Below are 25,351 nucleotides of genomic sequence, written 5' to 3' on the forward strand. Positions count from 1 at the left end.
TTGCCGGGAGATTGGATAGCGGTATCGAGTGGCTGAAACTGGCGAAAGCAGCCTTTCGCTAACGTCCGCCATGGGTCCAGACTGTGTGAAAACGTTTTAGAGCAGGTTTGACAGTCAGGACAGGAGCGAAAACCGCGTTCCTACGCAAATTTTCGGTCTGCAGATTAACCAAACGCTGGCAGATTTTACGTAGCAACGCACACTTCAAAACGGCGCATGCGTTTTTACACAGCCTGGGTCGATTGCTGCCCTAGCGGTCCTATAACCCAACGCTACGGCTCGGTCGCAATTAGCTGGACGTGATGCACCGTCAAGCTTCATGAGACCAAGCTTTTTTCGAAATAGACGCGCTTGAAACCGTGCTCGGTGCGTAGCGCCACTTGAACATACCCAAGCTTGGGGTAAATCGAGAGGTTGTCGGTCATCATCTCGTTGGTATAAAGATGCACCGCATTCATTCCGAGCTGTCGGCCGGCGTTTTCACAGAAGCTGATCAGTGATTTACCTACCCCACGTCCAGCTGCGCTGGGCAGGACGGCCACATTTTCCAGAAGGACATGTTCCTCCTGGGCATAAAACACCACGAAACCCTGGAAGGTGGCGTCTTCATCAGTGGCCACGTAGACGATGCCTGCCGCGATCTGCGCCGTAAAGTCGGCAGTCATTGGAGCGGGTTTGCGACCTATTTCGGGAACATAGCGAGCATAGGCCTGTTCAGCGCAATGTCTGATAGTAGGCTCATCTTTTGCTTGAGCTGGCCGGATCATGAAGGTCTCTTTTGCGAGGGGCGAGGCATGCGGTTGATACTTTGGCAGACCGTAAGCGCGGATGTCGAGGAGCCGCTTCTGGCCGGTTAGCGACCGTGTACCGCAACTGATCCATTCTTGTACTCCCTCAAGGTGGAGGACAAGCCATGAAAACCACTAACGAGGACTGCCTGTTTCAGAGCTGGATCCACGGCTCAGATCATCTCTCCACCAGGCAATACGCTCGAACAGTCAAAGCCTGGGTAACAAACATTGGTCTTGACCCAGCCATGTACGGCACCCACACGCTACGGCGAACGAAGGTCTCCCTGATCTATCGTAGAACGAAGAATCTAAGGGCCGTCCAACTCCCGCTGGGTCACATGAAACTTGAAAGCACCGTCAGATACTTGGGGATTGAGGTCGACGATGCCCCGATAAATCTAAACTTACCGGGGTTCTCACTTTCTCGAAGGCGCCGTATCACGCCCCCCCTCATTACGATCAAACCCGTGAAGCGAACAACGCTTGATGTTCGCGGCATTGCTCGGCCGATAACATGAACACGCCATGCCCTCCCCGCTCGAACTCCAGCCAGGCGAAGTCGACTTCCGGGTACAGCGCCTCGACATGGATCTGGCTGTTGCCGACTTCGATGATCAGCAAGCCCTTCTCGGTCAAATGATCCGCCGCCTGACTGAGCATGCGTCGCACCAGGTTCAGTCCGTCGTCGCCACAGGCCAGCGCCAGCTCCGGCTCATGTTGATATTCATCCGGCATGTCGGCGAAATCTTCGGCATCGACATAAGGCGGGTTGGAGACGATCAGGTCGAAACGCTGCCCCGGCAAACCGTCGAAACCATCACCTTGCACGGTGTAGACGCGCTCATCCACGCCGTGACGCTCGATGTTCTGATTCGCCACTTCCAGCGCTTCGAAAGAAAGGTCGGCCAACACCACTTCAGCGTTGGGGAATTCAAATGCACAGGCAATGCCGATACAACCGGAGCCCGTGCACAGGTCAAGAATGCGTGCCGGGTCTACTGGCAGCCACGGCTCGAAACGTTTTTCAATCAACTCACCAATCGGTGAGCGAGGGATCAGAACCCTTTCGTCCACGATGAACGACAGGCTACAGAACCACGCTTCCCCCAGCAGGTAAGCGGTTGGGATGCGTTCGTCGATGCGGCGTTTGAGCAAGCGTTGCAGATTAACCAGCTCGTCGTCCTCCAGACGGCAATCCAGGTAGCTGTCGGCAATTTCCCACGGCAGATGCACAGCCCCCAGCACCAACTGACGGGCTTCGTCCCAGGCATTGTCGGTACCGTGACCAAAAAACAGATCTTCCCCATGGAAACGGCTGACGGCCCAACGGATATGGTCGCGCAGGGTGCGCAGGCGGGAAGTGATCACGGGGGCATGCTCCTTGAAAAAACGACGGGCGATTCTATCAGCCATGGCCTGAACAAACGATGCCCTGAAGACGATTGATCGCCCCTCGACAGCAGGCGACCTGCGAGGCCTTCGCAGCCACTTTGAAGGCAAAATGACATGAATCGCAAACAGTCCGATGGCTTGCAGCCCAATAACCACGCCACTTCCAATCGTTGCCATTCACAGAACCGCTCAGCCAGAGGACAATGTCACAAAAGCCCCACATCCAGGAGCCCCAGATGTCCGACCCAAAAACGATGTTTCAACTCAGTGGCCGTGGTTACGCGCCGGCTAATCTGAGCAATGCCAGCCTGATCATTATCGATGCGCAGAAGGAGTACGTCAGTGGTCCGCTGGCGCTGACAGGCGTTGATGAGGCCGTGGCCAATATCTGCCAACTGGTGGACGCTGCCCGTGCCGCAGGTCGACCTATCGTGCATGTGCGCCATCTTGGCACCGTGGGCGGTCTGTTCGATCCGCAAGGTGAGCGCGGCAAGTTCCTTCCCCAGCTCTTGCCTCAAGGCGAAGAGCCGGTCATCGAGAAACTCCTGCCAAACGCCTTCCACGGCACCGGCCTGCACGAACTGTTGCAGCGCCTGGGGCCTCTGGACCTGATCGTGTGTGGCTTCATGAGCCATTCAAGCATCAGCACCACCGTACGCGCAGCCAAAGACTATGGTTATCGCTGCACCTTGGTGGAAGACGCCTGCGCAACCCGCGACTTGCCCAGCAAGCAGGGCGTGATCAGCGCCAAAATGGTTCATCAGACCGAGATGGCGATCATGGCGGACAACTTCGCCACGCTTGCACTGACCAAGGATTTGATCTGACTCCGGCTTGATTCATCAGGAGCTGACCCGGCCTCATCGCTTCGGCAGTTCCTGAAAAACACCTGCGTTACCTCTGCCAAGGTGACGAACTTGATGTAACCGCCCATCCATTAATCACCCCCATAGCCCTTGATTCCCGCTAAAACGGGAACCACCAGGTCATATACTGGTCAGAGCGCCGATACCCTGAGAGGAAATCGGAATGAAGATATCCGATGGTTTCGATGCTCGTCGCTTGCGCCCAAAAGGCCCAAGCAACTGGCGGATGCGCTTCGGCGCCGCATTTGCAGCACTGTTGGCCACCAGTGGCGTCTTACTGGTGATGGCCGGCATTGCCAGCCTGATCGGTCACCCGCCAGCACTGGGCGAGCTCAATGCCAGCCCGGGCGGAGCGAGTCTCGTGGTGGCGATCGGGTTGTTCCTGCTGTATGTCGGCGTCTCGATATGGCGTCGCTGCCGTCGTCGCTTGCGTCGCCCCAGCGAGCTGAACATGGCGCCGCACCTGATGAAGAAGCACGACTGAGGCTCATGAACCCTCTTCGTATCGCTCATTGAAAACGCAACCGGGCACAGCGATAACGTTTTAGTCACGCCGAGCAAGGCGTGACGCAGGTAAACTAGCCCTCCTGCGCGGAGGCTTAGATGCAAGACGACGATTTTTCCCTGTTTAAAAACGAGATCCGCGGCGTAAAGCCGATCAAGCACGATCACGCAGACGTCGGCAAACCCAAAGCCGACCGTAAGCACCTGGCCAAACTGCGTCAGGCTGCCACTGTGCGCACTGACTCGGTGACCGTAGACGGCCTGTCAGACCAATTCGTGATCGACGTTGGCCCGGAGGACGTGTTGAGCTGGGCTCGTGATGGCGTCCAGGAAGGTCAGATGCGCAAGCTTAAACTCGGGCAGATCAGTTTCGAGGGTGGCCTGGACCTGCACGGCATGAGCGTCGAAGTGGCGCGGGAAACACTCTGGGAGTTTTTGGCCGAAGCGACCAAGCTGGAAGTTCGTTGCGTGCGCCTGACCCATGGCAAGGCGGTGCGCCTGGATGGCAAACGCCCGATGATCAAAAGCCACGTCAACACATGGCTGCGCCAGCATTCGCAGGTGCTGGGCTTTGCCTCTTGCCTGGCTAAACACGGCGGCGCGGGTGCCGTTTACGTCATGCTCAAACGAACCATGATGGAAGGCCGCGACGAGTAACTCCTTGAGTCGCAGCCTTCAGTGATTGCGGACCTGTCAGGCTGCTTGAGTGTCACAGCCTGACTGAATCAGATCCGATCCGATCAACGCCGGTCGCCCTCATAGTAACGGTGACCGTGTCCATGACCGTCATGCCAAGGTCCAAAGAAACAGCCTGACATGGACGACAATACCGCCACCACAATCGCCAGCTTCACTACTCGACTCACCATACATTCACTCTCTTCACGACAGGTATTTGTTACCTGATACTTCAGACATCAACGGCACGCGTATCGCCAACCGATGACTGTAAAGGTTAGGTAAATGCCTGGTGGCTGAAGGCGGCTTTAAACTTCCCCCGTGGCCTCGGCCAGGGCCGCCAAGACTTCCTCCATGTGATTAATGGAATCGCGCAAATCTTCAAAAGCGTGTTCAAGCGCGTGATGGCGATTGACCGTGTTATTGCCGGGCAAAAGCTCGGAACCGGCGTCTTCTTCCGCCTTTAGCTGATGAATGCTCGCGCGCAGCGTCTCTAACTCCAGTGCAATACGCCGAAGATGCTCTCGCCTTCTCTCGCTCATTAACGTACTCCTTTCGATAGCGTGGGGCCGGACGAACAGGGAGAGCGTCGTCTGGCCCCCCGAGCATCAACCAATCGTTAGCTTATCTTCAACTTTGTACACGCCAGGGACGGACCATGCCGCCTGTTCAGCTGCCTGGCGTTCAAGCCAGAGATGAACCTTGCCTTCGAGTCTCACGGTGCCGCCAGTGACCTTGACGTGAATACCGTGAGCCTCGACGGCAGCATTGCGCTTCAGTGCATCTTCGATCTTGCGTTGAACGTCCGCAGCATTTACCCGTGCTTTGAGCGTGAGCAGATTGGTGACGCCCTTCACACCGGACAGTTTGCGCACTGCACGTTCAGTGGCTTCTTTCTGGAATTGCCAGTCCACTTCGCCTTCCAGCGTCACCCAGCCCGCCTGAACCCTGACCTTGATCCGGTCATCCGGAACTTCGGTGTTCCAACTGATGACATCCAGCGTCCTGGAGGCGATGGTGTCGTCCGCGACGACGAAGTCGCTCGGAAAACGCACTTCGATTTCCTCGGCAATGGCTCGAACACCCTTGACGCTCTTGACGGCCCGCTCTGCCGCGATTTTCTGTGCATAGTTTGTGACATGACCTGTCAGTGTCACGACGCCGTTCTCTACGGCTACACCGATGTGGACGGCATCGATGTTCGGCTGGAATTCAAGCTCATCCAAAATATCCTGGCGTAGATTTAAATCGTTCATGGCGGTTCCTCGCGTTCTTTATGGACTCATTGATTTCTCGCATCTGACAGCGAGCCTCCCACTGCTATGGTGGTTTTACGCCCCGAGGCTGGAGCGTTATTGAGTTTTATCAACAATCCATCCTGTGCCTGACAGGCACCTGCGTCCAAAGCAGACTGACGGCACTGTCTTCCATTCCGCCAGGCCTGGCGCCGGGCTCTGTGCCGTCGGCGTACAGATCGCGTCGACCGTGCAACTGCTGTCACACCTACGCTACCATGTGCCTCATGGCGGGCATGGACCCTGCATTCATCGCCAATCAGCTCGGCCGCAGCGTGCAAATGTTACTATCCACGTACGCCCGATGGATAAACGCCAGCACCGACTGGCGCGAACTCGGAAAGCTCGAAACAAGCCTGATTGGTACACATCTGGTACAGACACAAAATGTACCGCCCTGAAACCCGTACGGAAAAACAGCCCTGTGACACTGGAACAGAATTACACCGCGATACTGGGTCAGCTCGGCGAGGACGTGTCCCGCGAAGGTTTGATCGATACGCCAAAACGTGCTGCCAAAGCCATGCAGTATCTATGTCGAGGCTATGAGCAAAGTCTCGAAGAAGTCACCAACGGTGCCCTCTTCAGCTCCGACAACAGTGAAATGGTCATGGTCAAGGACATCGAGTTGTACTCGTTGTGCGAACACCATTTGCTGCCTTTTATCGGCAAGGCTCATGTCGCTTACATCCCGAACGGTAAAGTACTCGGCCTTTCGAAAGTCGCGCGGATCGTCGACATGTATGCCCGCCGCCTGCAAATCCAGGAAAACCTCAGCCGCCAGATCGCCGATGCGATTCAGCAAGTGACCGGTGCTCTGGGTGTCGCAGTCGTCATTGAAGCCAAGCATATGTGCATGATGATGCGCGGCGTCGAGAAACAGAACTCGTCGATGATCACCTCGGTGATGCTCGGTGAATTCCGCGAAAATGCGGCGACCCGCAGTGAATTTCTCAGCTTGATCAAGTGATTCGCTGTGCAGGGGCCGTCCAGATTTCTTGTCTGCGGCGCCTGAGCGATCTCACCTCCGTTTCATCCCCCTACTGCGAGGCGTCACCGTGTTCATCAAGGCATTAAGGGTTGGTCTGGGCCAACTCATCATTTTCATTGATTTCCTGACTCGCCCAAGCAAGAAAAAGCGCACGCCTGCCGCCCAGGCCTCCGTCGATCTGTCGGCTCAAGACCTGACCTTGTATCAGTTCAACGCCTGCCCGTTCTGCGTAAAGACCCGTCGCACCTTGCGCCGCCTGAACGTTCCCGTGGCCTTGCGTGATGCGAAAAACAACGAAGTCGATCGCCAGACCCTGCTCGCAGAAGGCGGCAAGATCAAAGTACCGTGCCTGCGCATCGAAGAAGGCGGCAAGACCGTATGGATGTATGAATCCAAGGTCATCATCGACTACTTGCAGCAGCGCTTCGCGGCGGTTTGAAGCCGAGGTTTGAGACGCACTGCGCTGGAGCCTTCGCAGGCCAGCCTGCGGAGGCTTATTTCGGGCAACCCTCAGCCCGACAGGCCACGTAGGCTTTCAACTGTTCCACTCGCAATTGGGTATGTGCAGCCAGACACTGCGACTGAAGCAACGGCCAGATCGAACCAGAGTCCTCTGGCTTGCCCACTTGATACATACAATCGGCATCACGAAACGCGACCCACTTGCGCTGCGCGTCCTTGAGCGCCTGCTTTTGCGTCGACGTGTTCAAGTAAGCCATTTGCGCCTGGTATTGGGTATTCAGGTCCGCATCAAGTCTGGACAAGTCAGTGCCCGCACACGCGTTCATGGCTGCCTGATTCGCATTGCAGTCGTCAGCCAACACAACCTGCACACTTGTCCACCCAAGCCCCATCGCCATGGCGGCCGTTATCAAATAACGCAAAATCGATACTCCTTCTTCCAGAAATAACGTTCAGCCTGAGCCAAACGGCCGCGCAGACTAGAACAGTATCAATGCCCAGACAAAGGCCTATATCGCCACCGAAAACTCCAGACATAAAAAAGCCGGTCGCTCGTTGCAGACCGGCTTTTTTGTCTTTAACCCAGGCTCAGATTAATCCAGCATCCCTATATAGCCGGGTTGCTCGGCCACTCGGCCCAACCATTGCTGGATCGCCGGGTACGGGGCAAGGTCGAAACCGCCCTGGTAAGCGACGTGGGTGTAGGCATAAAGCGCGATGTCAGCGATGGAGAAGGTTTCTCCTACCAGGAACGGCGTGCGCTTGAGTTGCTGTTCCATGACAGCGAGTGCTCGGTATCCCGCTTTTTGCATGGCGTGGTATTCCGCCAGGCGTTCTTCTGGTAGCCCGAGGTAAAACTGGATGAAGCGAGCCACCGCGATGCAAGGTTCATGGCTGTACTGTTCGAAAAACTGCCACTGCAATACCTGCGTGCGCAAGCGTGGTTCGCTGGGCAGATAGGCGCTGCCGTCGGCCAGGAAGTTGAGAATCGCATTGGATTCCCACAGGCAAGTGCCATCCTCAAGCTCCAGGACCGGGATCTTGCCGTTGGGATTCTTTGCCAAAAACTCGGGGGTCTGGGTTTCACCGTTAAGGATGTCCACTGCCACCCATTGGTACTCGATGCCCAACAGGTTGAGCATCAATTTGATCTTGTAGCAATTGCCTGAGTTGTAGTCGCCGTAAACTGTGTACATCACCCTTCTCCCTTGCTGCGTATTCATGAATGCATCACGCCGCTTCAGCGACCTGTGCCTGGCGAACCACTGCGGCCAGCCGCTTGAGACCCTCACCCAGACGCAGGGGGTCGATATGACTGAAGTTCAATCGCAGATAACCGGGGTTGGCGTCCGGATCGGCGAAAAACGGCTCACCCGGCATAAACGCCACATCCTGGGCCAGCGCTGGTTTGAGCAGAGAACGGGTGTCCAAAGGCGTTTTAAGGGTCAACCAGAAAAACAGGCCGCCCTGCGGACTGTTCCAATCGGCCAGGTCGCTGAAATGCTCTTGCAGGGCTGCCTCGAAAGCATCACGCCGCACGCGATAAAAGTCGCGCAATTCCGCCAAATGGTTGCGGTAATGGTCTGTACCTATCCATTGCAGAGCCTGCCACTGACCCATCCGGTTGGTGTGCAGATCGGCCGATTGTTTCAGCCGAAGCAAGTGCGGAAACAAGTCCGGCGTCGCGATCAGGTAACCCACGCGCAGCCCAGGCAGCAGGGTTTTGGACATGGTGCCGGTGTAAATCCAACTGGCCTTTTTCAGGCGGCTGACGATAGGGGTCGCGCTGCCGCCGTCGAAATTCAGTTCGCGATAGGGTTCGTCTTCGATCAGGGTGACATCAAATTCATCAAGCAAGGCCGCCACGGCATCGCGACGGGCTTCGCTGTAGCGTACGGCTGACGGGTTCTGGAAGGTCGGAATCAGGTAAGCGAATGCAGGCTTGTGCTGCTCAAGACGCTCGCGCATAGCGACCAGGTCCGGGCCATCGGCCTGCAAGGGCACGGTGATGCAATCGGCACCGAACAGCTGAAAAATCTGCAGGGCGGCCAGGTAGGTCGGTGCTTCGAGGAGGATCTCGGTGCCCTTGTCGATATACAGCTTGGCCGCCAGGTCGAGGGTCTGCTGCGAGCCGCTGACAATCAGCACCTGGCTGGCTTCGCACGGCACGCCCAAGGCGCGGGCTTCAGCGGCCAGCGCTTCGCGCAAAGCGGGCTCTCCTTCGCTCATGCCGTATTGACCCATAGCCAGTGGCATGTCAGCCCATTCAACGCGGGGCAGCATGGCTTCTGCGGGCAGCCCGCCGGCGAACGACATCACTTCCGGACGTTGGGCCGCAGCCAGAATTTCACGAATCAAAGAACTTTTAAGGCGCGAGACACGTTCGGAGAAAGCCATGGAGGTCACCCGTAGCGAAGTTAAATAGAAATACGTCAAACTGCTTGACCGAAATTACGATACCGGGCCTAGATACGTCAATATGATTGACCTTAAAAATAAAATAACTCAGCAATCGGCGATGGAAGCCTTCTTTTTCGGCTATCAGGCGTTCACCGCCAAAGCCGACGAAATGCTCGCGCAACGCGGCCTCAGTCGCGTGCACCAACGCATCGTATTTTTCATCGCCCGCTATCCGGGTTTGAGCGTGAAAGAGTTGCTGTCGGTGCTCGGTGTCAGCAAGCAGGCACTCAATACGCCCTTGCGCCAATTGATCGACATGAGCCTGGTGCACAGCGTCGCGCCTGACGTCGATAAGCGCAAACGCTTGCTGGGCCTGACGGATGAAGGCATTGCATTCGAGCAGGCCTTGCGTCACGAACAGGTGGAGCTCCTGCAACGGGTGTTTGCTGAAGCGGGCGAAGCGGCGGTTGATGGTTGGCTGGCCGTGAACAAAGCACTGGGGCAAGCCCGCCAGACAGGGGCGATAATCCCTGTCGAGCGTCTAACATCCGAGTGATACAGCTGACGCATTTGATGGTATCAATTGCGACTGTACGGCTAATTGTGACGATTGCTGTATTGCAACACCGGGTAACGACTGCGTTTAGGCTTATGGCTTGACCGGACGCCGTTAAGGAAAACCAGCATGACCGACGCCATCACCCCTACCCGCCTGCGGCCATTGGCCGACAGCTCACCTTCTGCCGTGGTCGCGGGCTTCATTGCGATGATGACTGGCTGCACCAGTTCATTGGTCCTGATGTTCCAGGCAGGGCAAGCCGCGGGCTTGACCAGCGCCCAGATTTCTTCCTGGATCTGGGCCCTGTTTATCGGCATGGCGATTTGCAGCATTGGTCTGTCTCTGCGCTACCGCACACCCATCACCGTCGCCTGGTCGACGCCCGGCGCAGCGCTGCTGGTCACCAGCCTGGGCGGGGTGTCGTACGGCGAAGCCATCGGGGCCTTCATCACGTGCGCGGTACTGGTCACCCTGTGCGGCATTACCGGCAGTTTCGAGCGGCTGGTCAAGCGCATACCTGCGTCACTCGCAGCGGCGTTGTTGGCGGGGATTTTATTCAAGATCGGCAGTGAAATTTTCGTCGCCGCGCAACACCGTACTGGCCTGGTGCTGTGCATGTTTTTCAGCTATCTGCTGATCAAGCGCGTGTCACCGCGCTACGCGGTCCTTGCAGCGCTGATTGCCGGCACGGTGATATCGGGTTTACTGGGGCTTCTTGATTTCAGTGGTTTTGCGCTGGAAGTGGCGACACCTGTGTGGACCACACCATCGTTCTCGCTGGCGGCGACCATCAGTATTGGTATCCCGCTGTTCGTGGTGGCGATGACCTCGCAAAACATGCCCGGCATCGCTGTTCTACGCGCCGATGGCTACACCGTACCGGCCTCCCCGCTGATCTCGGTTACCGGCATTGCATCGTTGCTACTGGCGCCGTTTGGCTCGCACGGCATCAACCTGGCCGCGATCAGCGCCGCCATCTGCACCGGCCCGCATGCCCACGAAGACCGTGACAAGCGCTACACCGCGGCGGTCTGGTGCGGCGTTTTTTATGCCATCGCTGGCGTCTTTGGCGCAACCGTGGCGGCGTTGTTTGCGGCCTTGCCTAAAGAGTTGGTGTTATCGATTGCCGCGCTGGCCCTGTTTGGTTCGATCATGAATGGCCTGACCGTCGCCATGAACGAACCCAAGGAGCGTGAGGCAGCGCTGATCACCTTTATGGTCACCGCATCAGGCCTGACACTGTTCTCCATCGGTTCGGCATTCTGGGGGATTGTGGCCGGGGTGCTGACGCTGATGATCCTGAATAGCCGTAAGGGCTGATGCGGTAACTCAGGTGTTCCGCATCAACCCTTCGCCTATTTAAAGCCGGAAGTGTCCGACCATGCCTTTCAGTTCAGTCCCCAATTGCGCCAGCTCGATACTTGACGCCGCATTCCCCTGCATCGCAAGGGCTGATTGATCGGCACTGGCACGGATGCTGGTGACGCTGCGATTGATCTCTTCGGCGACCGAGCTTTGCTGCTCGGCAGCGGCGGCGATCTGCTGGTTCATTTGCTGGATCAAGGACACCGCGACGGCGATGCTGCCCAGGGCACTTTCGGTCTGCAACGCATCGCTGACGGCCATTTTCACCAACTCGCCGCTGTTTTTAATCTGCGCCACGGACGACTGCGCCCCGCTCTGCAGGCTACCGACCAGTCGCTCGATTTCTTCGGTTGATTGCTGAGTCCGTTTGGCCAGCGCGCGCACCTCATCGGCGACCACCGCAAAACCCCGTCCCTGCTCCCCGGCCCGCGCGGCCTCAATGGCGGCATTCAGCGCCAGCAGGTTGGTTTGCTCGGCGACGCTCTTGATCACACCCAGGACTTTGCCGATGTTCTGGATCTCTGCACTGAGGTTCTCGATGCTGTGGCTGGCGGAGCTGGCGGAACTGGCAAGCGCTTCGATTCGTTGCATGCTCTGGCGAACCACCTGCTGACCGCTTTCGACTTTGTCGTCGGCAGTCTGCGCGGCCTGTGCGGCCTCCTCAGCATTGCGTGCCACGTCATGCACCGTCGCCGTCATCTGATTCATGGCCGTGGCGACCTGCTCGGTTTCTTCCCGCTGGCTACTGACCTCCAGGTTGGTCTGTTCGGTGACTGCCGACAGCGAATGAGCCGACGTCGCCAATTGCTCGATACCGGCTTGCAGGCCGCTGACAATGCCGCTCAGACCCGCGCCCATCTGCTGCATGGCCAGCATCAATTGGCCGATTTCATCGCGGCGTTTAACCTCCACCGTCGCGCTCAAATCGCCGGACGCAATCTGCTGGGCGACGCGGATCACGCTGCGCAACGGTGCCACGATCAGGCGAGTAATGACCCAGGCGGCGATCAAACCGACCAATAACGCCAGCATCGAGGAGCCGATAATCAGCAGCGAGCTGGCTTTGAGCTCCGCCTGCATCGCCTGATCTTCGGCGCTGTATGCCTCATTGACCCGCTGCACGACCTGTTTGGCATTGTCGGCAAGTTGCTGATAGACCTGCGCTTCGTTGGCAAGCAGACCGGTGTATTCGGTGAGTTTTTCGGTGAAGTTGCCAATGTGCGTGCTGACTTCGCCCAGCACGGTCAGGTAACCGGAGTCCTTGACCACGCCTTTGAGCTGTTCGGCCAACGCAAGTGCCTGGTCAGCCTGTTCGATCTTGCCTTCTTTGGGGGTCTCACCCGAGCCTGTTTTACGACTCTGGTCCAGACGCACCCGCGCTTCATCCATCGCCTGCAACATCAACCGTGACACCTGGCTGACCTGATTGGCTTGCGCAATGAACTCTGCACCCTGCTGACCTTGGGAGTCCTTCAGCGCGTAGGTGCCGTCATCGGCCAGCCCGGCTTGCAATACATCCAGATTATTAGCAACGCTGGACACCGACCAACTAGCCATTTCCAGGGAAAGGTCCTTGCTCTGGCTGATCTCGACAAATTGATCGAAGGATTTGCGGTAGGCCGTGAGCGCAGTTTGCACCTGGCTCATCATGGTCTGGTTGGCGGCCGACTCACCCTTGAGCTGCTCAGCCAGGGCCTGCAATGCGTCGACGCCCGCACGTAAATCATCCGCCACTTTCGGGTCGCTGTGCAGGGCGTAATCCTGTTCCTGCAAGCGCACCTTGAGCAGCCCGCTATTGAGGGTCGACATTTGCTTGAGGCCATTGAAACGCAGGCTGATGCTCTGCAGCGACCAAACGCCAATGGCAGCGACCAGGGCGGTCAGCAGCAATACGAGGATAAAACCCACCCCCAGTTTTTTCGCCATCCCGAGGTTGGCAAAACGTGCTTGCACGGCCGAAATCATAGCGCTCAATCCCCGTTCGAATACCAAAAGGCGTTCAGGCCATTCATTAAGCCATCCTGGAATCATGCAGATTCGCAACGGACCCGACTCAGCACAAGCCTTTGGCGCCTGAATAATGGCAAAAAGCTACGTGCAAGTCGTTTTCAGGACGCTTAGTGTCGGCTGGCACGTGAACTTTATCGGCTGATCGTCACCCTTTGGCAAGGTACTCACCCCTGACAACGATCTTCGACTTCACGCCGCGCCTTTCTTTAACGGCAGGCCGCTGCCACCAGCAAGGTGCCGGCATCAGCGTCGAGGATGGCGTGCGTGCCCAGTGGCACCGCAATGTTGGGGTCGCCGTGGCCGATGGACAGCCCACCCAGCAGCGGAATGCCGAGATCGCCCAGACGCTCGTTGAGCACATCCGCCAGACTGATCTGCCCTGCCGCGCCTGCGGGCTCGCTGAACTGCCCCACCGCCACGCCCGCCAGACGCTGCAGGATGCCGCAATTGCGCAGATGCGTGAGCATTCGATCGACACGGTACGCCGCTTCGGCCACGTCCTCGACCAGCAGGATCGCGCCGTTCAGGTCGGGCATAAATGGCGTACCAATGGAGGTACTGAGCATGCTCAGGTTACCGCCCAACAAAATCCCTTGAGCCACACCCGTGCTGCGCACACTCACCGTGGCTTCGGCAGGATCGGCCCTGACCAGCACCGGTTCGGCGCTCATCAACGTATGTTTTACGCTGCTATTCGTCAGGCCGCCCCGCTCAAGCTGCGCAGCCACCGGACCATGGATACTGGCCAACCGCGCGTTACGCCAGAGCGCTGCATGCAAGGCCGTGATATCGGAAAATCCCAGCACCAGCTTGGGGTCTCGCCTTACCGCATCGAAGTCCAGGTGTTCAATAATGCGCTGCACACCATAACCACCGCGGTTGCAGATGACCGCACGGATCTCGGGGTCGGCCAACGCGTCGTTCAAGTCCGCAGCACGGTGCTCATCCTTGCCCGCATGAAACGAGTATTTCTCCAGCGCATGGGGATAGATGCGTGGTCGCAGGCCCCAATCGCTGAGCACCTTGACCGCCATCTCGACGCGCGCCTGAGCCACCGGCCCGGCAGGCGACACCAGCGCAACCGCATCCCCGACTCGAAGCCGTTGCGGGTGCAGTGTCGGTAAACCGCTGTGTTCTTGAGTGTGATGAAAATCCATTGCTATTCACCGCTCCCTGATTTGAAAAAAACAGTTAACCACAAATCGAACCGCCGTTTCTTGTCACCCAAAACCCAGGGCATGAACTCACCACCCTCGTTGAGGTATGCTCAGCAGCGTCCGATACAGCGCTAGATTGCTTAGGTAGCGCCCCTATTTCATCGACCCATAAAGAACGTTCATGAACATTAAAATCCCGGCTTCCATCATCGCGCTCGATCAAATTCTACCCCAGGAACCGTTGCTGATGATGGGCGCGGGCCCTGTACCGCTGCCGCACAAAGTGGCCTATGCGAACTCCATCGTCATCAATCACCTGGGCGATGTGATGAATCAGGTGATCGACCAGGTCAAGGACATGGGCGCCTACGTCTTTCAGACCGCGTCCAAGCATGTATTGGGTGTAGCCGGTCCCGGTTCAGCGGCAATGGAAATGGCGATCTGCAACCTGGTGACCCCGGGCAGCAAGGTGCTGTCGATCTGCAATGGCTACTTCAGCCGTCGTATGTCCGAGATGGCATCCCGTGTCGGCGGTGCAGTCACCATCATGGAGGTCCCGGACAATCAGGCGGCCGACCCCGATATCGTTGAGCAATACTTGAAGCAGGGTGATTTCCGCACGCTGACCATTGTCCAGGGTGAGACCTCGAATACCGTTTATAACCGCCATCTGGAAACGATTTCGCGACTGGCGCATTCCTACGACTGCGCAGTGATTGTCGACGCGGTTTGCACCTTGAGCACCATGCCGTTCGACATGGATGAGTGGCAAGTCGACGCAGTCATCACCGGCGGACAAAAAGGCTTGTCGTCCATTCCCGGCGTTTCGCTGCTGGCCTTTTCCGACTACGCCTGGGCGCGAATTGAAGCGCGCAAACAGCCGATTGCCCACTGGTGCCTCGACGCACTGCTGGCAGACAAGTTCTGGAACCAGCGCTCCTATCACTACACCGCACCGGTTTCCGGCATTCTGGCGCTGCATGAAGCGTTGCACCTGGTGTGCGAAGAAACCCTGCCGCGTCGATTCCACCGGCATGAGCTGTGCTCCAAAGCCCTGCAAAGAGGGATGGAAGCCATGGGACTGGAACTCCTGGTCCCGGAAGAAGTGCGCCTCAACTCGGTGATCGGCATCAACGTTCCCAAAGGCGTTTCCGCTGACCTGGTCAGAAGCCACATGACAGCCGTACACCGGGTCGAAATCTCCGGTTCGTTCGGCCTCAATATCGTGCGTATCGGCCAGATGGGTGAGCAAAGCCGCGTGCACAACCTGTTCCGCACCTTGCACGCCCTGGGGTCGAGCATGCGCCATGCCGGCGCTTCTCTGGACCTGCCAACCGGGATCTCCGAACTGGAACGGTATGTGTCTCGCGATACAGCCTCGGCCGCTGCCAGCTAAGGTCCCATCAAGGGCGCATGCGACACCAGGCACTTGGTGTCGTACCCTCCCGTCGTGAAAAAACCCGGGTGAAATGCGCCTGATCGGCGAAACCACAGTCCAGCGCGATGTGCGACAGACAATGCTGTCCGCTCGCCAGCATTTCTTTGGCCTTTTCTATACGCATCTGCAATAGCCAGGCATGGGGCGCCATGCCGGTGCTTTGCTTGAAGGCGCGGGAGAAATGGCTGCGTGACAACGCGCACGCCTCTGCGATGCGCGCCACTGACAACCCTTCAGACAGATGGTTGGCGATCAACTCCTTGGCACGACGCACCGATAGCCGTTCGGAGTACAGGTGCGGCGACACGAGATCAGGGACAGGCTCACTGCCTTGCTTAAGGGTCATGCCTGAGCCTCCAGTATTCACGGAAACCTGAGGGTAGCTGCTTGAACCGTGAGGGTGGGCTCAGGGGACGATCGGTAGCCTGACCATGCCCACTCAGCGCGTGAGCATGGTCAGCCCTGAAACAAGACGCTTCGGGCTTACTTCTTGGCCGCGTAGCTGTTCATCAAGTTGCGGTAGTTGGGCAGACGCTCGGACAGCAGATGACCCAGGCCTTCGATGTCATTGCGCCAGTCGCGATGCAGTTCGCAGGCCACCGAGAACCAGTTCATCAGTTGCGCGCCGGCCGCCGTCATTCGCTGCCAGGCCGCTTGCTGCACGGTTTCGTTGAACGTTCCCGACGCGTCGGTGACCACGAACACATCAAAGCCCTCGGCGATGGCTGACAAGGTCGGAAACGCCACGCAGACATCCGTCACCACCCCGGCAATGATCAGCTGCTTGCGTCCGGTGTCCTTGATGGCCTTGACGAAATCAGCGTTGTCCCAGGCATTGATCTGCCCGGGACGCGGAATATAGGGCGCGTCCGGGAACATCGCTTTAAGTTCCGGCACCAGCGGGCCGTTGGGGCCCTGCTCAAAACTGGTGGTCAGAATGGTCGGCAATTTGAAGAACCTGGCAATGTCGGCCAACGCCAATACGTTGTTCTTGAACTCGTTAGGGGAAAAATCCTGAACCAGTGAAATCAGGCCCGTCTGATGATCGACCATCAGGACAACGGCATCATCCTTGTCCAGGCGCTTGTAGGGGGTCACGTTGCTCATGGGGTTACTCCAGTGTGGCTTATCGATCAGCGCCGCAGCCAGCCACGGCACAGGGTTGTCACCTTTTCTTCATTCCATTTCAGCGCGCGGCGCGTTAGAACACGGCGACTCAAAACGCAAAGCATGAGCAGCCAAAAGCCCCCCAGAAGCCCTGGAAGTCACTGACCGGCGCCGACGACAGACGTGCCTGCTGGTGGCTGTGAACATGCACTGCACAAGGGCCGGCACACTGATGCACCTGAGCCAGTAGTGGTGATGCGGGACGCCAGTGACCCGGCACCTTGACCACCGGCGACCAGTCCGGCATCACCGGCAGGCTGGGCGGCGCCAACGTGCTGAAGTCGCCAACGGCATACACGACCTCGCCATTGACCACGGTCAGCACCGACTCGATCCACTTGATCGCCTCTTCGTCGACGCTGAAATAGTCCGCCGAAAGCGCCACCAGGTCCGCCAGTTGCCCGACCTTGATCTGGCCTTTCTGGCCCTGGTCAGCCGAAAACCAGGCGCTGCCATGGGTAAACAGTTCCAGCGCGATCTCCCGAGACAAACCTTGGGGGTGCAGCTCAAGCCCGCCCACGGTGCGCCCGCTGACCAGCCAGTACAGCGAAGTCCAGGGGTTGTAGCTCGACACCCGCGTGGCATCGGTGCCCGCACCTACCGGAATGCCTTCGCTAAGCATGCGCTGGATCGGCGGCGTGTTTTCGGCCGCCTTGGCACCGTAGCGGTCAACGAAGTACTCACCCTGAAAGGCCATGCGATCCTGAATCGCGATCCCGCCACCCAAGGCCCGCACGCGTTCAATATTTTTCGGAGTAATGGTTTCGGCATGGTCGAAAAACCAGGGCAAGCCATCAAAAGGAATGTCGCGATTGACCCGTTCAAAGACGTCGAGCATTCGCGAAATGGACTCGTTATAGGTGGCGTGCAGCCTAAACGGCCAGCGTTGCTCCACTAAATGCCGCACCACCGGCTCCAGATCCTGCTCCATCCCCACGGGCAGTTCTGGCCGTGGTTCGAGAAAGTCTTCGAAATCGGCGGCGCTGAACGCCAGCATCTCCCCTGCCCCGTTGTGCCGCAAAAAATCGTCACCCTGGCCGTAGTGCGAAGTGCTGGTCCAGTTCTTGAAATCGCTCAGTTCTTCTTTGGGCTTCTGGGTGAACAGGTTGTAAGCAATGCGCACCGTAAGCTGCCGGTCCTTGGCCAACTGCTGGATCACCGCATAGTCGTCAGGGTAATTCTGATAACCGCCGCCCGCATCAATAGCGCTGGTCACGCCCAATCGATTGAGTTCATGCATGAACTGGCGGGTCGAATTGACCTGATATTCAAGGGGCAGCCTGGGCCCCTTGGCCAAGGTCGAATACAGGATCATCGCGTTGGGCCGCGCCACCAGCATGCCCGTCGGTTCACCTTTGGCATCACGCATGATTTCCCCACCCGGCGGGTTCGGCGTATCACGGGTGTAACCCACCACCTGCAAGGCCGCGCGGTTGAGCAAGGCACGGTCGTACAAGTGCAGGACGAAAACCGGTGTGTCCGGCGCGGCCTTATTCAGCTCATCGAGAGTGGGCATACGTTTTTCGGCGAACTGGAATTCGGTCCAGCCACCCACCACGCGCACCCATTGCGGCGCGGGCGTGCGTTCGGCCTGGGTCTTGAGCATCCGCAGCGCGTCGACCAGCGACGGCACGCCTTCCCAACGCAGTTCCAGGTTGTAGTTCAGACCGCCCCGAATCAGGTGCAGGTGCGAGTCGTTCAGGCCGGGAATCACCGAGCGGCCTTTGAGGTCAATCACCTGAGTGCCTGTGCCGCGCAGGGCCATGGCCTGAGCCTCATCGCCCACCGCGACGAAGCGCCCGCCATGAATGGCCACCGCACTGGCCGTGGGCAGGTCGCGATCAACCGTGTGGAAATGGCCGTTGTACAGAATCAGATCAGCGTTCATTCGTGTCCCCCTCATCGTCAACATGGAAGGCCGTAGTGCTCATGGTTTGACCTCGCTTGACGGGTGCTTGGCATCGACGTCAGGAGGGTTTGAAGCAGCGCGCAACCAGGGCGCGAACATGCGCGTGGCCCACGGCATGAACAGGTAAACCACCAGCAGGACGATGCTCAGAGTGATCACCACGTTGCCGATCAGATAACTCAACAGGGCGTCCAGCGCCGGCAGCCTTCCCAGAATCGGCTTCCAGAACAAGGGCACCAGCATGCTCAGCGGCAGGATCACCAAAAACGTCACCGCGGCTTGCTTCCAGCGCGGCGGCGGGCTGGCAACATCAGCGGGTGTGAACCAGAACTCACTCTGTCGATTGATCTCAGTCTGATCGCCGTCAGCCAAGAGCGGGCTGACCTCCTCGATCAAACCGCGCCGCTCGCTGGAATCGAGCCAGCGTTGCAACGAGTCGGTGTCGCGAAAGCGCAGAACACAGGTGAACAGACGCAGGCCCGCGCCATGCCCGCGAATGATATCGACACCCAAATGGCCGTCGTAACGGCCCGCAATGCTGACTGTCCGGCGCAGCCAAGCTTCATATTGCGCTTCGGCGCCAGCTTTGATCCGATGGCGAACCACCAGCGTCACCACATCATCCGGGGCGGCGTTGGACATTGTGCATACCTCGTCGCTGTCGATTAGCAGGGCGAGGCTTCAATATGCGTCAGTCAGCGGTTTGAGAATTGAACGTTTGTGCTGTGGCGATTCAACTGAGTTTGTCCGTCGGCCCGCGCTCGTTACCCGGCTGAAAGCGAGTGACGCTTTTGCGCAACCATTGCAGGAAACCGTTCGGCCCTACATCCACGGGCTTGTGCTGAATCATCGTCGCCCGAGCCTGCGCGCGGAAGCGTACCAACCCCGCCAGAGCGCCGCGCAATTCACCGTGCTCATCCAGCCAGGGCTCAAGGTCTTTGCTTTCGATGCGATAGACCATGCAGTCGGTCATCGCGCTGAACCGCGCCAGGCTGACCGACTGGTCGACAATACCGGTTTCACCGATCAGTTCGCCCGGCCCCATGCGCCCAACCTCAAGCCAGCCATCGGGCCGCTCAACGGCCGCCGTCACTACCCCGGACTCAATGATCAACAGCGCATCGGGGACGACACCCTGAGCGAGAATCACCGCGCCGACAGGGTACGAGCGCAAGTGCATGTGGCGCTCGAGTTCGGCACGGTCTTCATCGCTGAGCATGCGCAACACCCCGACGGTGTTGAGCACCGCCGACTGCCGCGTCGCAGGCTTGATCTGATCCTGACGCAGGGTTTCGGACGCCGCCAACTGGCGATAAATCAAGTCATAGAGCTGATTACTCACCGCGCTGCGACGGTCCCTGGATTTGACGTAGCCGGTGATTTCATACTCCACGGAGCGCAGACCGGACGCCTTGATTACGGCCCCGGCTTTCGGTTTTGCCAGCAGTTCGCGGCAGCCCTGCAAGGCTTTCTCCAGCGAGTCCAGCACCAGGCTGGGGCGCAAGCGTACCGGTAACTCCACGGTCAGGGTCACGGAATGGAAGTGATCGGGACGGCTGAAATTGACGATCCGGGTCTTGGCCGCCATCGCGTTGGGAATCACCGCCATGCTGCCTTCGGACGTCAGCAGATGGGTTGAGCGCCAATCAATTTCGATTACCTTGCCTTCTATGTCGTCGACGCGAATCCAGTCATCGACCCGAAAGGGTTTGGTTGCGTTGAGCACGATCCCGGAAAATACGTCGCCCAGCGTGCTCTGCACAGCCAGACCGAGGATGATCGCCACCGCGCCCGACGTCGCCAGCAAGCCTTTGACTGGCAAATCGAGGATATACGCGGCAGCCGCGACGACGGCGACCAGAAAGATAATCGCGCCCATCAGGTCTTGCAGCAAATGCCCCTTGCCACCGATCCGGGGCTCCAGAATCACCACCGCCAATACGGTCAGGGTTCGCGCGCCATAAAGCCACCAGGCAATCGCAAGCACGGTCGCCAGCGTGTGCCGGGGTGGCAGGACCGCATCCGGCACCGGAAACAGAGGGCTTAACCCGGCATCCAGCAATGCCATGCTGAACAACAGAAACAGGCCCAGCCGCACCGCCATCTTCCAGCGAACATACCGTGGGTCAACCCACTGCCAAAGGGTCAGGTCGATAATGATCAGCACCAAGGCACTGACCAGTGGGTAGGCAAACCACATGAAATCCATCGACTCACTCCTGACACATAGACCACTACAGGAGGCGAGCTTAGCCGATCAGCGCGCGCAAGCGTGAGCGCGTACTACCAAGGATTGGTGGGTCCTAAATCGCGGTCACCCCACCGTCCACCGCCAACGCGTGGCCAGTGGTGAAGGCCGCGCCATCGCTGCACAGGTACAGCACAGCGCTGGCGATTTCTTCGACAGTGCCGACACGACCGACCGGGTGCATGACGGCCACGTATTCGGCTTTTTTCGGGTCGGTTTCATAGGCGCGACGGTACATGTCGGTGTCGATCACTGCCGGGCAGACGGCGTTGACGCGGATTTTCTTCTTCGCGTACTCAATCGCGGCCGACTTGGTCAGGCCGATCACGGCATGCTTCGACGCACTGTAGATGCTCATCTTTGGCGCAGCGCCAAGGCCGGCCACTGACGCTGTGTTGACGATGGCCCCGCCGCCTTGGGCGAGCATCAGCGGCAATTGGTACTTCATGCACCACCAGACGCCTTTGACGTTGACGCCCATGATTGCATCGAACTCGGCTTCGCTGCCCTCGGCCAAGCGGCCCTTTTCGATCTCGATGCCGGCATTATTGAAGGCATAATCGACGCGGCCATACGTACTCACGGCCTGCTCCATCAACTGGCGCACTTCAGTTTCCTTCGTGACATTGCAGCGCACAAACACTGCATCGCCGCCCGCGGCACGAATCAATTCAACCGTGCCTTCCCCGCCCTCACTGTCCAGGTCTGCCACCACCACTTTCAAGCCCTGCTCAGCGAAGGCCAATGCGGTCGCGCGACCAATGCCCGCAGCAGCGCCCGTGACCAAGGCCACCTGACCGGAAAAAGTCATGCTCATGTAATTGTCCTCTGACGGTTGAATAGTGACGCAGTCTAGCCATCCCCCGCAGGCGCACGTCAGCACTATCAGAGACCCGGTTATGCACGTATGCGCCAGAGTGATTAAGCCAGCGAGGGCTCATCACCCAACTGGATCAGCCTGCATTCGCCAGACAGACAAACCTTGCCGGAACGGCGGTCAACGACTATCACGTAGGCGTGTTCTCTCTCCTTCCTGTCTAAAAGAGTGCCTGCCATGACTGCCCAGACCAACCGCCAATTCCTGCTCGCCAAGCGCCCTTCCGGGGCCGCGAGTCGCGACGACTTTACCTTCCAGCAAGTGCCTGTCGGCGAAGTGGCGGCAGGTCAGGTTCTGGTCAAGAACGAATACCTGTCGCTGGACCCGGCCATGCGCGGCTGGATGAATGAAGGCAAGTCCTACATTGCACCCGTCAATCTGGGTGACGTGATGCGCGCGCTGGGCGTAGGCAAAGTGATCGCTTCACAGGCCCCTGAATTTGCCGTCGGTGATTACGTGCAGGGCGCGCTGGGGGTGCAGGACTATTTTCTCGGTGAGCCCAAGGGGTTCTACAAAATAGACCCGAAACTGGCACCACTGCCGCGTTATCTGTCCGCGCTGGGCATGACCGGCATGACCGCTTATTTCGCCCTGCTGGACGTAGGCGCGCCGAAAGCCGGTGAGACCGTGGTGATTTCCGGGGCCGCAGGTGCGGTGGGCAGCGTTGCAGGACAAATTGCCAAAATCAAAGGCTGCCGCGTAATCGGCATCGCCGGGGGCAAAGAAAAATGCCAGTCGCTGATTGATGAACTGGGTTTCGACGGCGCCATCGACTACAAGAATGAAGACGTCAACGCGGGCCTCAAACGTGAATGCCCGAAAGGCGTCGACGTGTATTTCGACAACGTCGGTGGCGATATCCTCGACGCCGTTCTTTCCCGCCTGGCGCCCAAAGCACGGGTGATCATCTGCGGTGCCATCAGCCAGTACAACAACAAGGAAGCGGTCAAAGGCCCGACCAACTACCTGTCATTGCTGGTTAACCGTGCGCGCATGGAAGGCTTCGTGGTCATGGACTACGCCCCCAAATTCGCCGCAGCCGGTCAGGAAATCGCCGGCTGGCTCGCTTCAGGCAAACTCAAAAGCAAGGAAGACATCGTCGAGGGTCTGGAAACGTTCCCCGAAACCCTGATGAAGCTGTTCAAGGGTGAAAACTTCGGAAAACTGGTGTTGAAGGTGTGATCGGAGGCGCCTGAACAGACGCCTCGCGAATAGCTTTTACGCCAACTCAGCCACGACCGCCGCCAGCGCTTTTGCCGGGTCGGCGGCCTGGCTGATGGGACGGCCGATGACCAGGTAGTCAGAGCCGGCGTCCAGCGCCTGACGCGGGGTCAGGATGCGGCGTTGGTCATCCTGGGCGCTGCCTGCCGGACGAATGCCGGGCGTGACCAGTTGCAAAGAAGGATGGGCAGTTTTCAGGGCTCGGGCTTCGAGTGCCGAGCACACCAGACCGTCCATACCGGCTTTTTCCGCCAACGCGGCCAGACGCAGCACCTGCACCTGCGGTTCGACGTCCAGACCAATAGCCGCGAGATCTTCACGTTCCATGCTGGTCAGCACAGTGACCCCAATCAGCAACGGTTTTGGCCCGCTGCGCTGATCAAGCACTTCACGGCAGGCCGCCATCATGCGCAAACCACCGGAACAATGGACATTGACCATCCACACGCCCATTTCCGCAGCGGCCTTCACTGCCATCGCCGTGGTGTTGGGGATGTCGTGAAATTTCAGGTCGAGAAACACCTCGAAGCCCTTGTTACGCAGGGTTTCGACGATGTCCGACGCACAACTGGTGAACAGTTCTTTACCGACTTTGACCCGGCACAGCTTCGGGTCCAACTGATCGGCCAGTTTCAACGCGGCGTCACGGTTAGGGAAATCCAGGGCGACGATGATAGGAGTCTGGCAGGCGGACATGAGTAGGCTCTCAGGCAAGTCGAAATCGGCGCGCATTGTAGCCGAACCGGTCGATTTTCGGGACCCGGTGATCGGTAATAGATATTTCCTGCTCACCAGCCAACTGCGCGCCGATGCGTCAGCCGATGCAATGTTGACCGGTCTATAAGTCGCTGACAACGCGCATGCCGCTAACAAACCGGGCACAGGGCGCCTAGAATTGAACCACTGGCAATATAGATTGCTCAAAGTGATATCACTTCAAGGAGAGCCCTATGCCCTGGTATGCCTGGTTAATTCTGATCGTTGCCATTGGCTCGATCGTCGGTGGTCTGTTGATGCTGCGCGATACCGCTACAAAGGTTGATTTGACCGATGAGCAGCTCAAGCGCGTTCATGAACGCAACGCCGAGATGGATGCCAAAGACGCGAAGGATCGTTGACCCACGTGACCGTTTTCGCAGGCTTGCCTGCGAAAACAACGCTCTACCCATCTGATAGCGGGATTAATGCATTCCGTCCGCAGCGATTGAGTGATTGTTTTGTAGCGATGTGACCGCGATTCGGTACGGCTGGAAGATCTTGAACATCTGCCCGTTATCACGAAGCTGCTGCAATAACTGGCTGAACTGCTCCCCCGTAATAGGCGCCTGCGGACGCAGCAAGGCGTAATGCCGATAAACCTGATCGACCCGCTCGGACACCAAAAACTGGCGGGCCTTATCATGATTACGCGCCATGAAATCGCTCAGGTACGAGCGCGTCACCAGGGCAATGTCAGCCCGTTCGCGCAGCACCATCAGCAAGTTGCTGTCATGGGAGTACGTCAGCGTCGCGTTGTAGTGTTCGGCCAGGAATTTGGGGTCGGCGTTGAAGCGGGCAAACGCATAGTGATAGCCGCTAAACAAGGCCAGGCGCTTGCCCTGCAAGTCATCGAAGTAGTTTTGTGTGCGCCCTTCTTCACGCTTGGCGACGAAGATTTCAGCGTCTTCAAGGCCCATATCGACATTGACGTGCGCAATACTCTTCCAGCCCCAATCCGGATTTTCGAAGATAGCCATGTCGATCCGGCCGTCCTGAAAATCACGAAAGCGCCGCGGAATGGACGTCGGCACGAGCAAAAACTGAAAGTCGCTTTGCGCTGCATTCAAGGCAATGACCAACTGCGGCAACAAACCGGTGTCTTCGCCTTTTTCGGGGCGAACAGTGTAAGGCGGAAAATGCGCCGCACCGATACGGACCTGCTGTACGGCACACGCCTCGCTGGCCCATAACGTACTGATAGCCAAAAACAAAGTTCGGTAAGCCGTCCGCGAAGGCGAAGACATCAACACGGCACACCTCAG

The 25,351-nt window shown here is 58.2% G+C and carries 28 protein-coding genes and 3 pseudogenes; 13 read left to right on the forward strand and 18 right to left on the reverse strand.

All coding sequences use genetic code 11. The annotated features are described in order from the left end of the window. Positions 1-317: 317 nt before the first annotated feature. Positions 318-767 carry a GNAT family N-acetyltransferase gene (locus AC1MEA_RS24860; protein WP_480417671.1) on the reverse strand — a complete coding sequence of 150 codons (450 nt, stop codon included), beginning with the start codon at positions 765-767 and terminating at the stop codon, positions 318-320. 158 nt (positions 768-925) lie between these two features. Here AC1MEA_RS24860 and AC1MEA_RS24865 point away from each other — a divergent pair. Then, positions 926-1,180: pseudogene (locus AC1MEA_RS24865) on the forward strand (tyrosine-type recombinase/integrase); the annotation flags it as partial. Between the two features lie 70 nt (positions 1,181-1,250). On the opposite strand, the gene prmB reads toward AC1MEA_RS24865, so the two are convergent. Then, the gene (gene prmB / locus AC1MEA_RS24870; RefSeq protein ID WP_219060582.1) at positions 1,251-2,159 is read right to left on the reverse strand and encodes a 50S ribosomal protein L3 N(5)-glutamine methyltransferase; all 909 of its coding nucleotides are present in this window, start codon (positions 2,157-2,159) and stop codon (positions 1,251-1,253) included. A 260-nt stretch (positions 2,160-2,419) separates the two neighbouring features. Between prmB and AC1MEA_RS24875 the strand changes: the two genes are divergently transcribed. The 3 genes from AC1MEA_RS24875 (at position 2,420) to AC1MEA_RS24885 (ending at position 4,210) form a co-directional block, all read left to right on the forward strand. Continuing rightward, on the forward strand, positions 2,420-3,010 hold the full coding sequence (locus tag AC1MEA_RS24875) for a cysteine hydrolase family protein (RefSeq protein WP_480417672.1): 591 nt from the start codon (positions 2,420-2,422) through the stop codon (positions 3,008-3,010). Between the two features lie 202 nt (positions 3,011-3,212). Then, complete coding sequence (locus tag AC1MEA_RS24880) at positions 3,213-3,533, forward strand: hypothetical protein (protein ID WP_449633222.1); 321 nt, start codon at positions 3,213-3,215, stop codon at positions 3,531-3,533. A gap of 119 nt (positions 3,534-3,652) precedes the next feature. Then, positions 3,653-4,210, forward strand: coding sequence for a Smr/MutS family protein (locus AC1MEA_RS24885; protein ID WP_480417673.1), 558 nt, complete (start codon positions 3,653-3,655; stop codon positions 4,208-4,210). A 329-nt stretch (positions 4,211-4,539) separates the two neighbouring features. Here the strand turns inward: AC1MEA_RS24885 and AC1MEA_RS24890 are convergent, their stop codons facing one another. Both AC1MEA_RS24890 and AC1MEA_RS24895 read right to left on the reverse strand, forming a co-directional pair. After that, entirely contained in the window at positions 4,540-4,773 is a 234-nt protein-coding gene (locus AC1MEA_RS24890; protein ID WP_480417674.1) for a hypothetical protein, read from the reverse strand. Between the two features lie 66 nt (positions 4,774-4,839). Then, positions 4,840-5,487, reverse strand: a complete 648-nt coding sequence (locus tag AC1MEA_RS24895; protein WP_480417675.1) for a BON domain-containing protein — start codon at positions 5,485-5,487, stop codon at positions 4,840-4,842. Between the two features lie 215 nt (positions 5,488-5,702). On the opposite strand from AC1MEA_RS24895, the pseudogene AC1MEA_RS24900 reads away from it, so the two are divergent. The 3 genes and pseudogenes from AC1MEA_RS24900 to AC1MEA_RS24910 form a co-directional block, all read left to right on the forward strand. Continuing rightward, positions 5,703-5,927 (forward strand): annotated as a pseudogene (locus AC1MEA_RS24900) (site-specific integrase); the annotation flags it as partial. Positions 5,928-5,950: 23 nt separating this feature from the next. Further along, positions 5,951-6,496 (forward strand): GTP cyclohydrolase I FolE, encoded by a 546-nt coding sequence (gene folE, locus AC1MEA_RS24905; RefSeq protein WP_219060575.1) that lies wholly within the window; start codon positions 5,951-5,953, stop codon positions 6,494-6,496. 88 nt (positions 6,497-6,584) lie between these two features. Next, a complete protein-coding gene (locus AC1MEA_RS24910) occupies positions 6,585-6,956 on the forward strand; it encodes a glutaredoxin family protein (RefSeq protein ID WP_480417676.1) in 372 nt (123 codons plus the stop codon). Positions 6,957-7,011: 55 nt separating this feature from the next. Here AC1MEA_RS24910 and AC1MEA_RS24915 read toward each other — a convergent pair whose 3' ends face one another. From AC1MEA_RS24915 to AC1MEA_RS24925, 3 genes are all read right to left on the reverse strand, one after another. After that, positions 7,012-7,377, reverse strand: coding sequence for a lysozyme inhibitor LprI family protein (locus AC1MEA_RS24915; protein WP_480918218.1), 366 nt, complete (start codon positions 7,375-7,377; stop codon positions 7,012-7,014). Positions 7,378-7,572: 195 nt separating this feature from the next. Next, positions 7,573-8,175, reverse strand: coding sequence for a glutathione S-transferase family protein (locus AC1MEA_RS24920; protein WP_480417677.1), 603 nt, complete (start codon positions 8,173-8,175; stop codon positions 7,573-7,575). 34 nt (positions 8,176-8,209) lie between these two features. Then, complete coding sequence (locus tag AC1MEA_RS24925) at positions 8,210-9,376, reverse strand: aminotransferase-like domain-containing protein (RefSeq protein ID WP_480417678.1); 1,167 nt, start codon at positions 9,374-9,376, stop codon at positions 8,210-8,212. Positions 9,377-9,458: 82 nt separating this feature from the next. Between AC1MEA_RS24925 and AC1MEA_RS24930 the strand changes: the two genes are divergently transcribed. Together AC1MEA_RS24930 and AC1MEA_RS24935 are read left to right on the forward strand one after the other, a co-directional pair. Next, positions 9,459-9,935, forward strand: coding sequence for a MarR family transcriptional regulator (locus AC1MEA_RS24930; protein ID WP_480417679.1), 477 nt, complete (start codon positions 9,459-9,461; stop codon positions 9,933-9,935). A gap of 129 nt (positions 9,936-10,064) precedes the next feature. Beyond that, positions 10,065-11,258, forward strand: a complete 1,194-nt coding sequence (locus AC1MEA_RS24935) for a benzoate/H(+) symporter BenE family transporter (RefSeq protein WP_480417680.1) — start codon at positions 10,065-10,067, stop codon at positions 11,256-11,258. Between the two features lie 39 nt (positions 11,259-11,297). Here the strand turns inward: AC1MEA_RS24935 and AC1MEA_RS24940 are convergent, their stop codons facing one another. The 3 genes and pseudogenes from AC1MEA_RS24940 to AC1MEA_RS24950 all read right to left on the reverse strand — a co-directional run bounded on the left by AC1MEA_RS24940 (position 11,298) and on the right by AC1MEA_RS24950 (position 14,470). Continuing rightward, positions 11,298-12,179: a methyl-accepting chemotaxis protein gene (locus AC1MEA_RS24940; RefSeq protein WP_449635546.1), complete on the reverse strand. Its 882-nt coding sequence runs from the start codon at positions 12,177-12,179 to the stop codon at positions 11,298-11,300. 27 nt (positions 12,180-12,206) lie between these two features. Then, positions 12,207-13,334 (reverse strand): annotated as a pseudogene (locus AC1MEA_RS24945) (HAMP domain-containing protein); the annotation flags it as partial. Between the two features lie 185 nt (positions 13,335-13,519). Next, positions 13,520-14,470 carry a S66 peptidase family protein gene (locus AC1MEA_RS24950; protein ID WP_480417681.1) on the reverse strand — a complete coding sequence of 317 codons (951 nt, stop codon included), beginning with the start codon at positions 14,468-14,470 and terminating at the stop codon, positions 13,520-13,522. Between the two features lie 181 nt (positions 14,471-14,651). Here AC1MEA_RS24950 and AC1MEA_RS24955 point away from each other — a divergent pair, with 181 nt between their 5' ends. After that, positions 14,652-15,866 carry a pyridoxal-phosphate-dependent aminotransferase family protein gene (locus tag AC1MEA_RS24955; RefSeq protein WP_219060566.1) on the forward strand — a complete coding sequence of 405 codons (1,215 nt, stop codon included), beginning with the start codon at positions 14,652-14,654 and terminating at the stop codon, positions 15,864-15,866. Positions 15,867-15,873: 7 nt separating this feature from the next. Here AC1MEA_RS24955 and AC1MEA_RS24960 read toward each other — a convergent pair whose 3' ends face one another. From AC1MEA_RS24960 to AC1MEA_RS24985, 6 genes are all read right to left on the reverse strand, one after another. Then, positions 15,874-16,254, reverse strand: coding sequence for a helix-turn-helix domain-containing protein (locus tag AC1MEA_RS24960; protein ID WP_449633211.1), 381 nt, complete (start codon positions 16,252-16,254; stop codon positions 15,874-15,876). Between the two features lie 137 nt (positions 16,255-16,391). Then, positions 16,392-17,015 (reverse strand): isochorismate family cysteine hydrolase YcaC, encoded by a 624-nt coding sequence (gene ycaC, locus AC1MEA_RS24965; protein WP_219060564.1) that lies wholly within the window; start codon positions 17,013-17,015, stop codon positions 16,392-16,394. Between the two features lie 109 nt (positions 17,016-17,124). Continuing rightward, entirely contained in the window at positions 17,125-18,963 is a 1,839-nt protein-coding gene (locus AC1MEA_RS24970) for an amidohydrolase (protein ID WP_480417682.1), read from the reverse strand. Positions 18,964-19,002: 39 nt separating this feature from the next. Further along, entirely contained in the window at positions 19,003-19,626 is a 624-nt protein-coding gene (locus AC1MEA_RS24975; RefSeq protein WP_480417683.1) for an antibiotic biosynthesis monooxygenase, read from the reverse strand. Between the two features lie 91 nt (positions 19,627-19,717). Continuing rightward, entirely contained in the window at positions 19,718-21,193 is a 1,476-nt protein-coding gene (locus AC1MEA_RS24980) for a mechanosensitive ion channel domain-containing protein (protein ID WP_480417684.1), read from the reverse strand. A gap of 94 nt (positions 21,194-21,287) precedes the next feature. Next, on the reverse strand, positions 21,288-22,049 hold the full coding sequence (locus AC1MEA_RS24985; protein WP_480417685.1) for an SDR family oxidoreductase: 762 nt from the start codon (positions 22,047-22,049) through the stop codon (positions 21,288-21,290). Positions 22,050-22,286: 237 nt separating this feature from the next. On the opposite strand from AC1MEA_RS24985, the gene AC1MEA_RS24990 reads away from it, so the two are divergent. Beyond that, complete coding sequence (locus tag AC1MEA_RS24990) at positions 22,287-23,291, forward strand: NADP-dependent oxidoreductase (RefSeq protein ID WP_480417686.1); 1,005 nt, start codon at positions 22,287-22,289, stop codon at positions 23,289-23,291. A gap of 36 nt (positions 23,292-23,327) precedes the next feature. Here AC1MEA_RS24990 and pyrF read toward each other — a convergent pair whose 3' ends face one another. Beyond that, positions 23,328-24,026 (reverse strand): orotidine-5'-phosphate decarboxylase, encoded by a 699-nt coding sequence (gene pyrF, locus AC1MEA_RS24995; RefSeq protein ID WP_449633204.1) that lies wholly within the window; start codon positions 24,024-24,026, stop codon positions 23,328-23,330. Between pyrF and AC1MEA_RS25000 the strand changes: the two genes are divergently transcribed. Next, a complete protein-coding gene (locus AC1MEA_RS25000) occupies positions 24,025-24,174 on the forward strand; it encodes a hypothetical protein (protein WP_219060557.1) in 150 nt (49 codons plus the stop codon). The two genes, pyrF and AC1MEA_RS25000, sit on opposite strands and share 2 nt — an antisense overlap. 106 nt (positions 24,175-24,280) lie before the next feature. Beyond that, positions 24,281-24,448 (forward strand): DUF2897 family protein, encoded by a 168-nt coding sequence (locus tag AC1MEA_RS25005; protein WP_219060556.1) that lies wholly within the window; start codon positions 24,281-24,283, stop codon positions 24,446-24,448. Positions 24,449-24,511: 63 nt separating this feature from the next. On the opposite strand, the gene AC1MEA_RS25010 is transcribed toward AC1MEA_RS25005, so the two are convergent. Further along, positions 24,512-25,333, reverse strand: coding sequence for a substrate-binding periplasmic protein (locus AC1MEA_RS25010; RefSeq protein ID WP_480417687.1), 822 nt, complete (start codon positions 25,331-25,333; stop codon positions 24,512-24,514). Between the last annotated feature and the right edge of the window lie 18 nt (positions 25,334-25,351).

The sequence above is a fragment of the Pseudomonas sp. ASL8 genome (genome assembly GCF_056680355.1).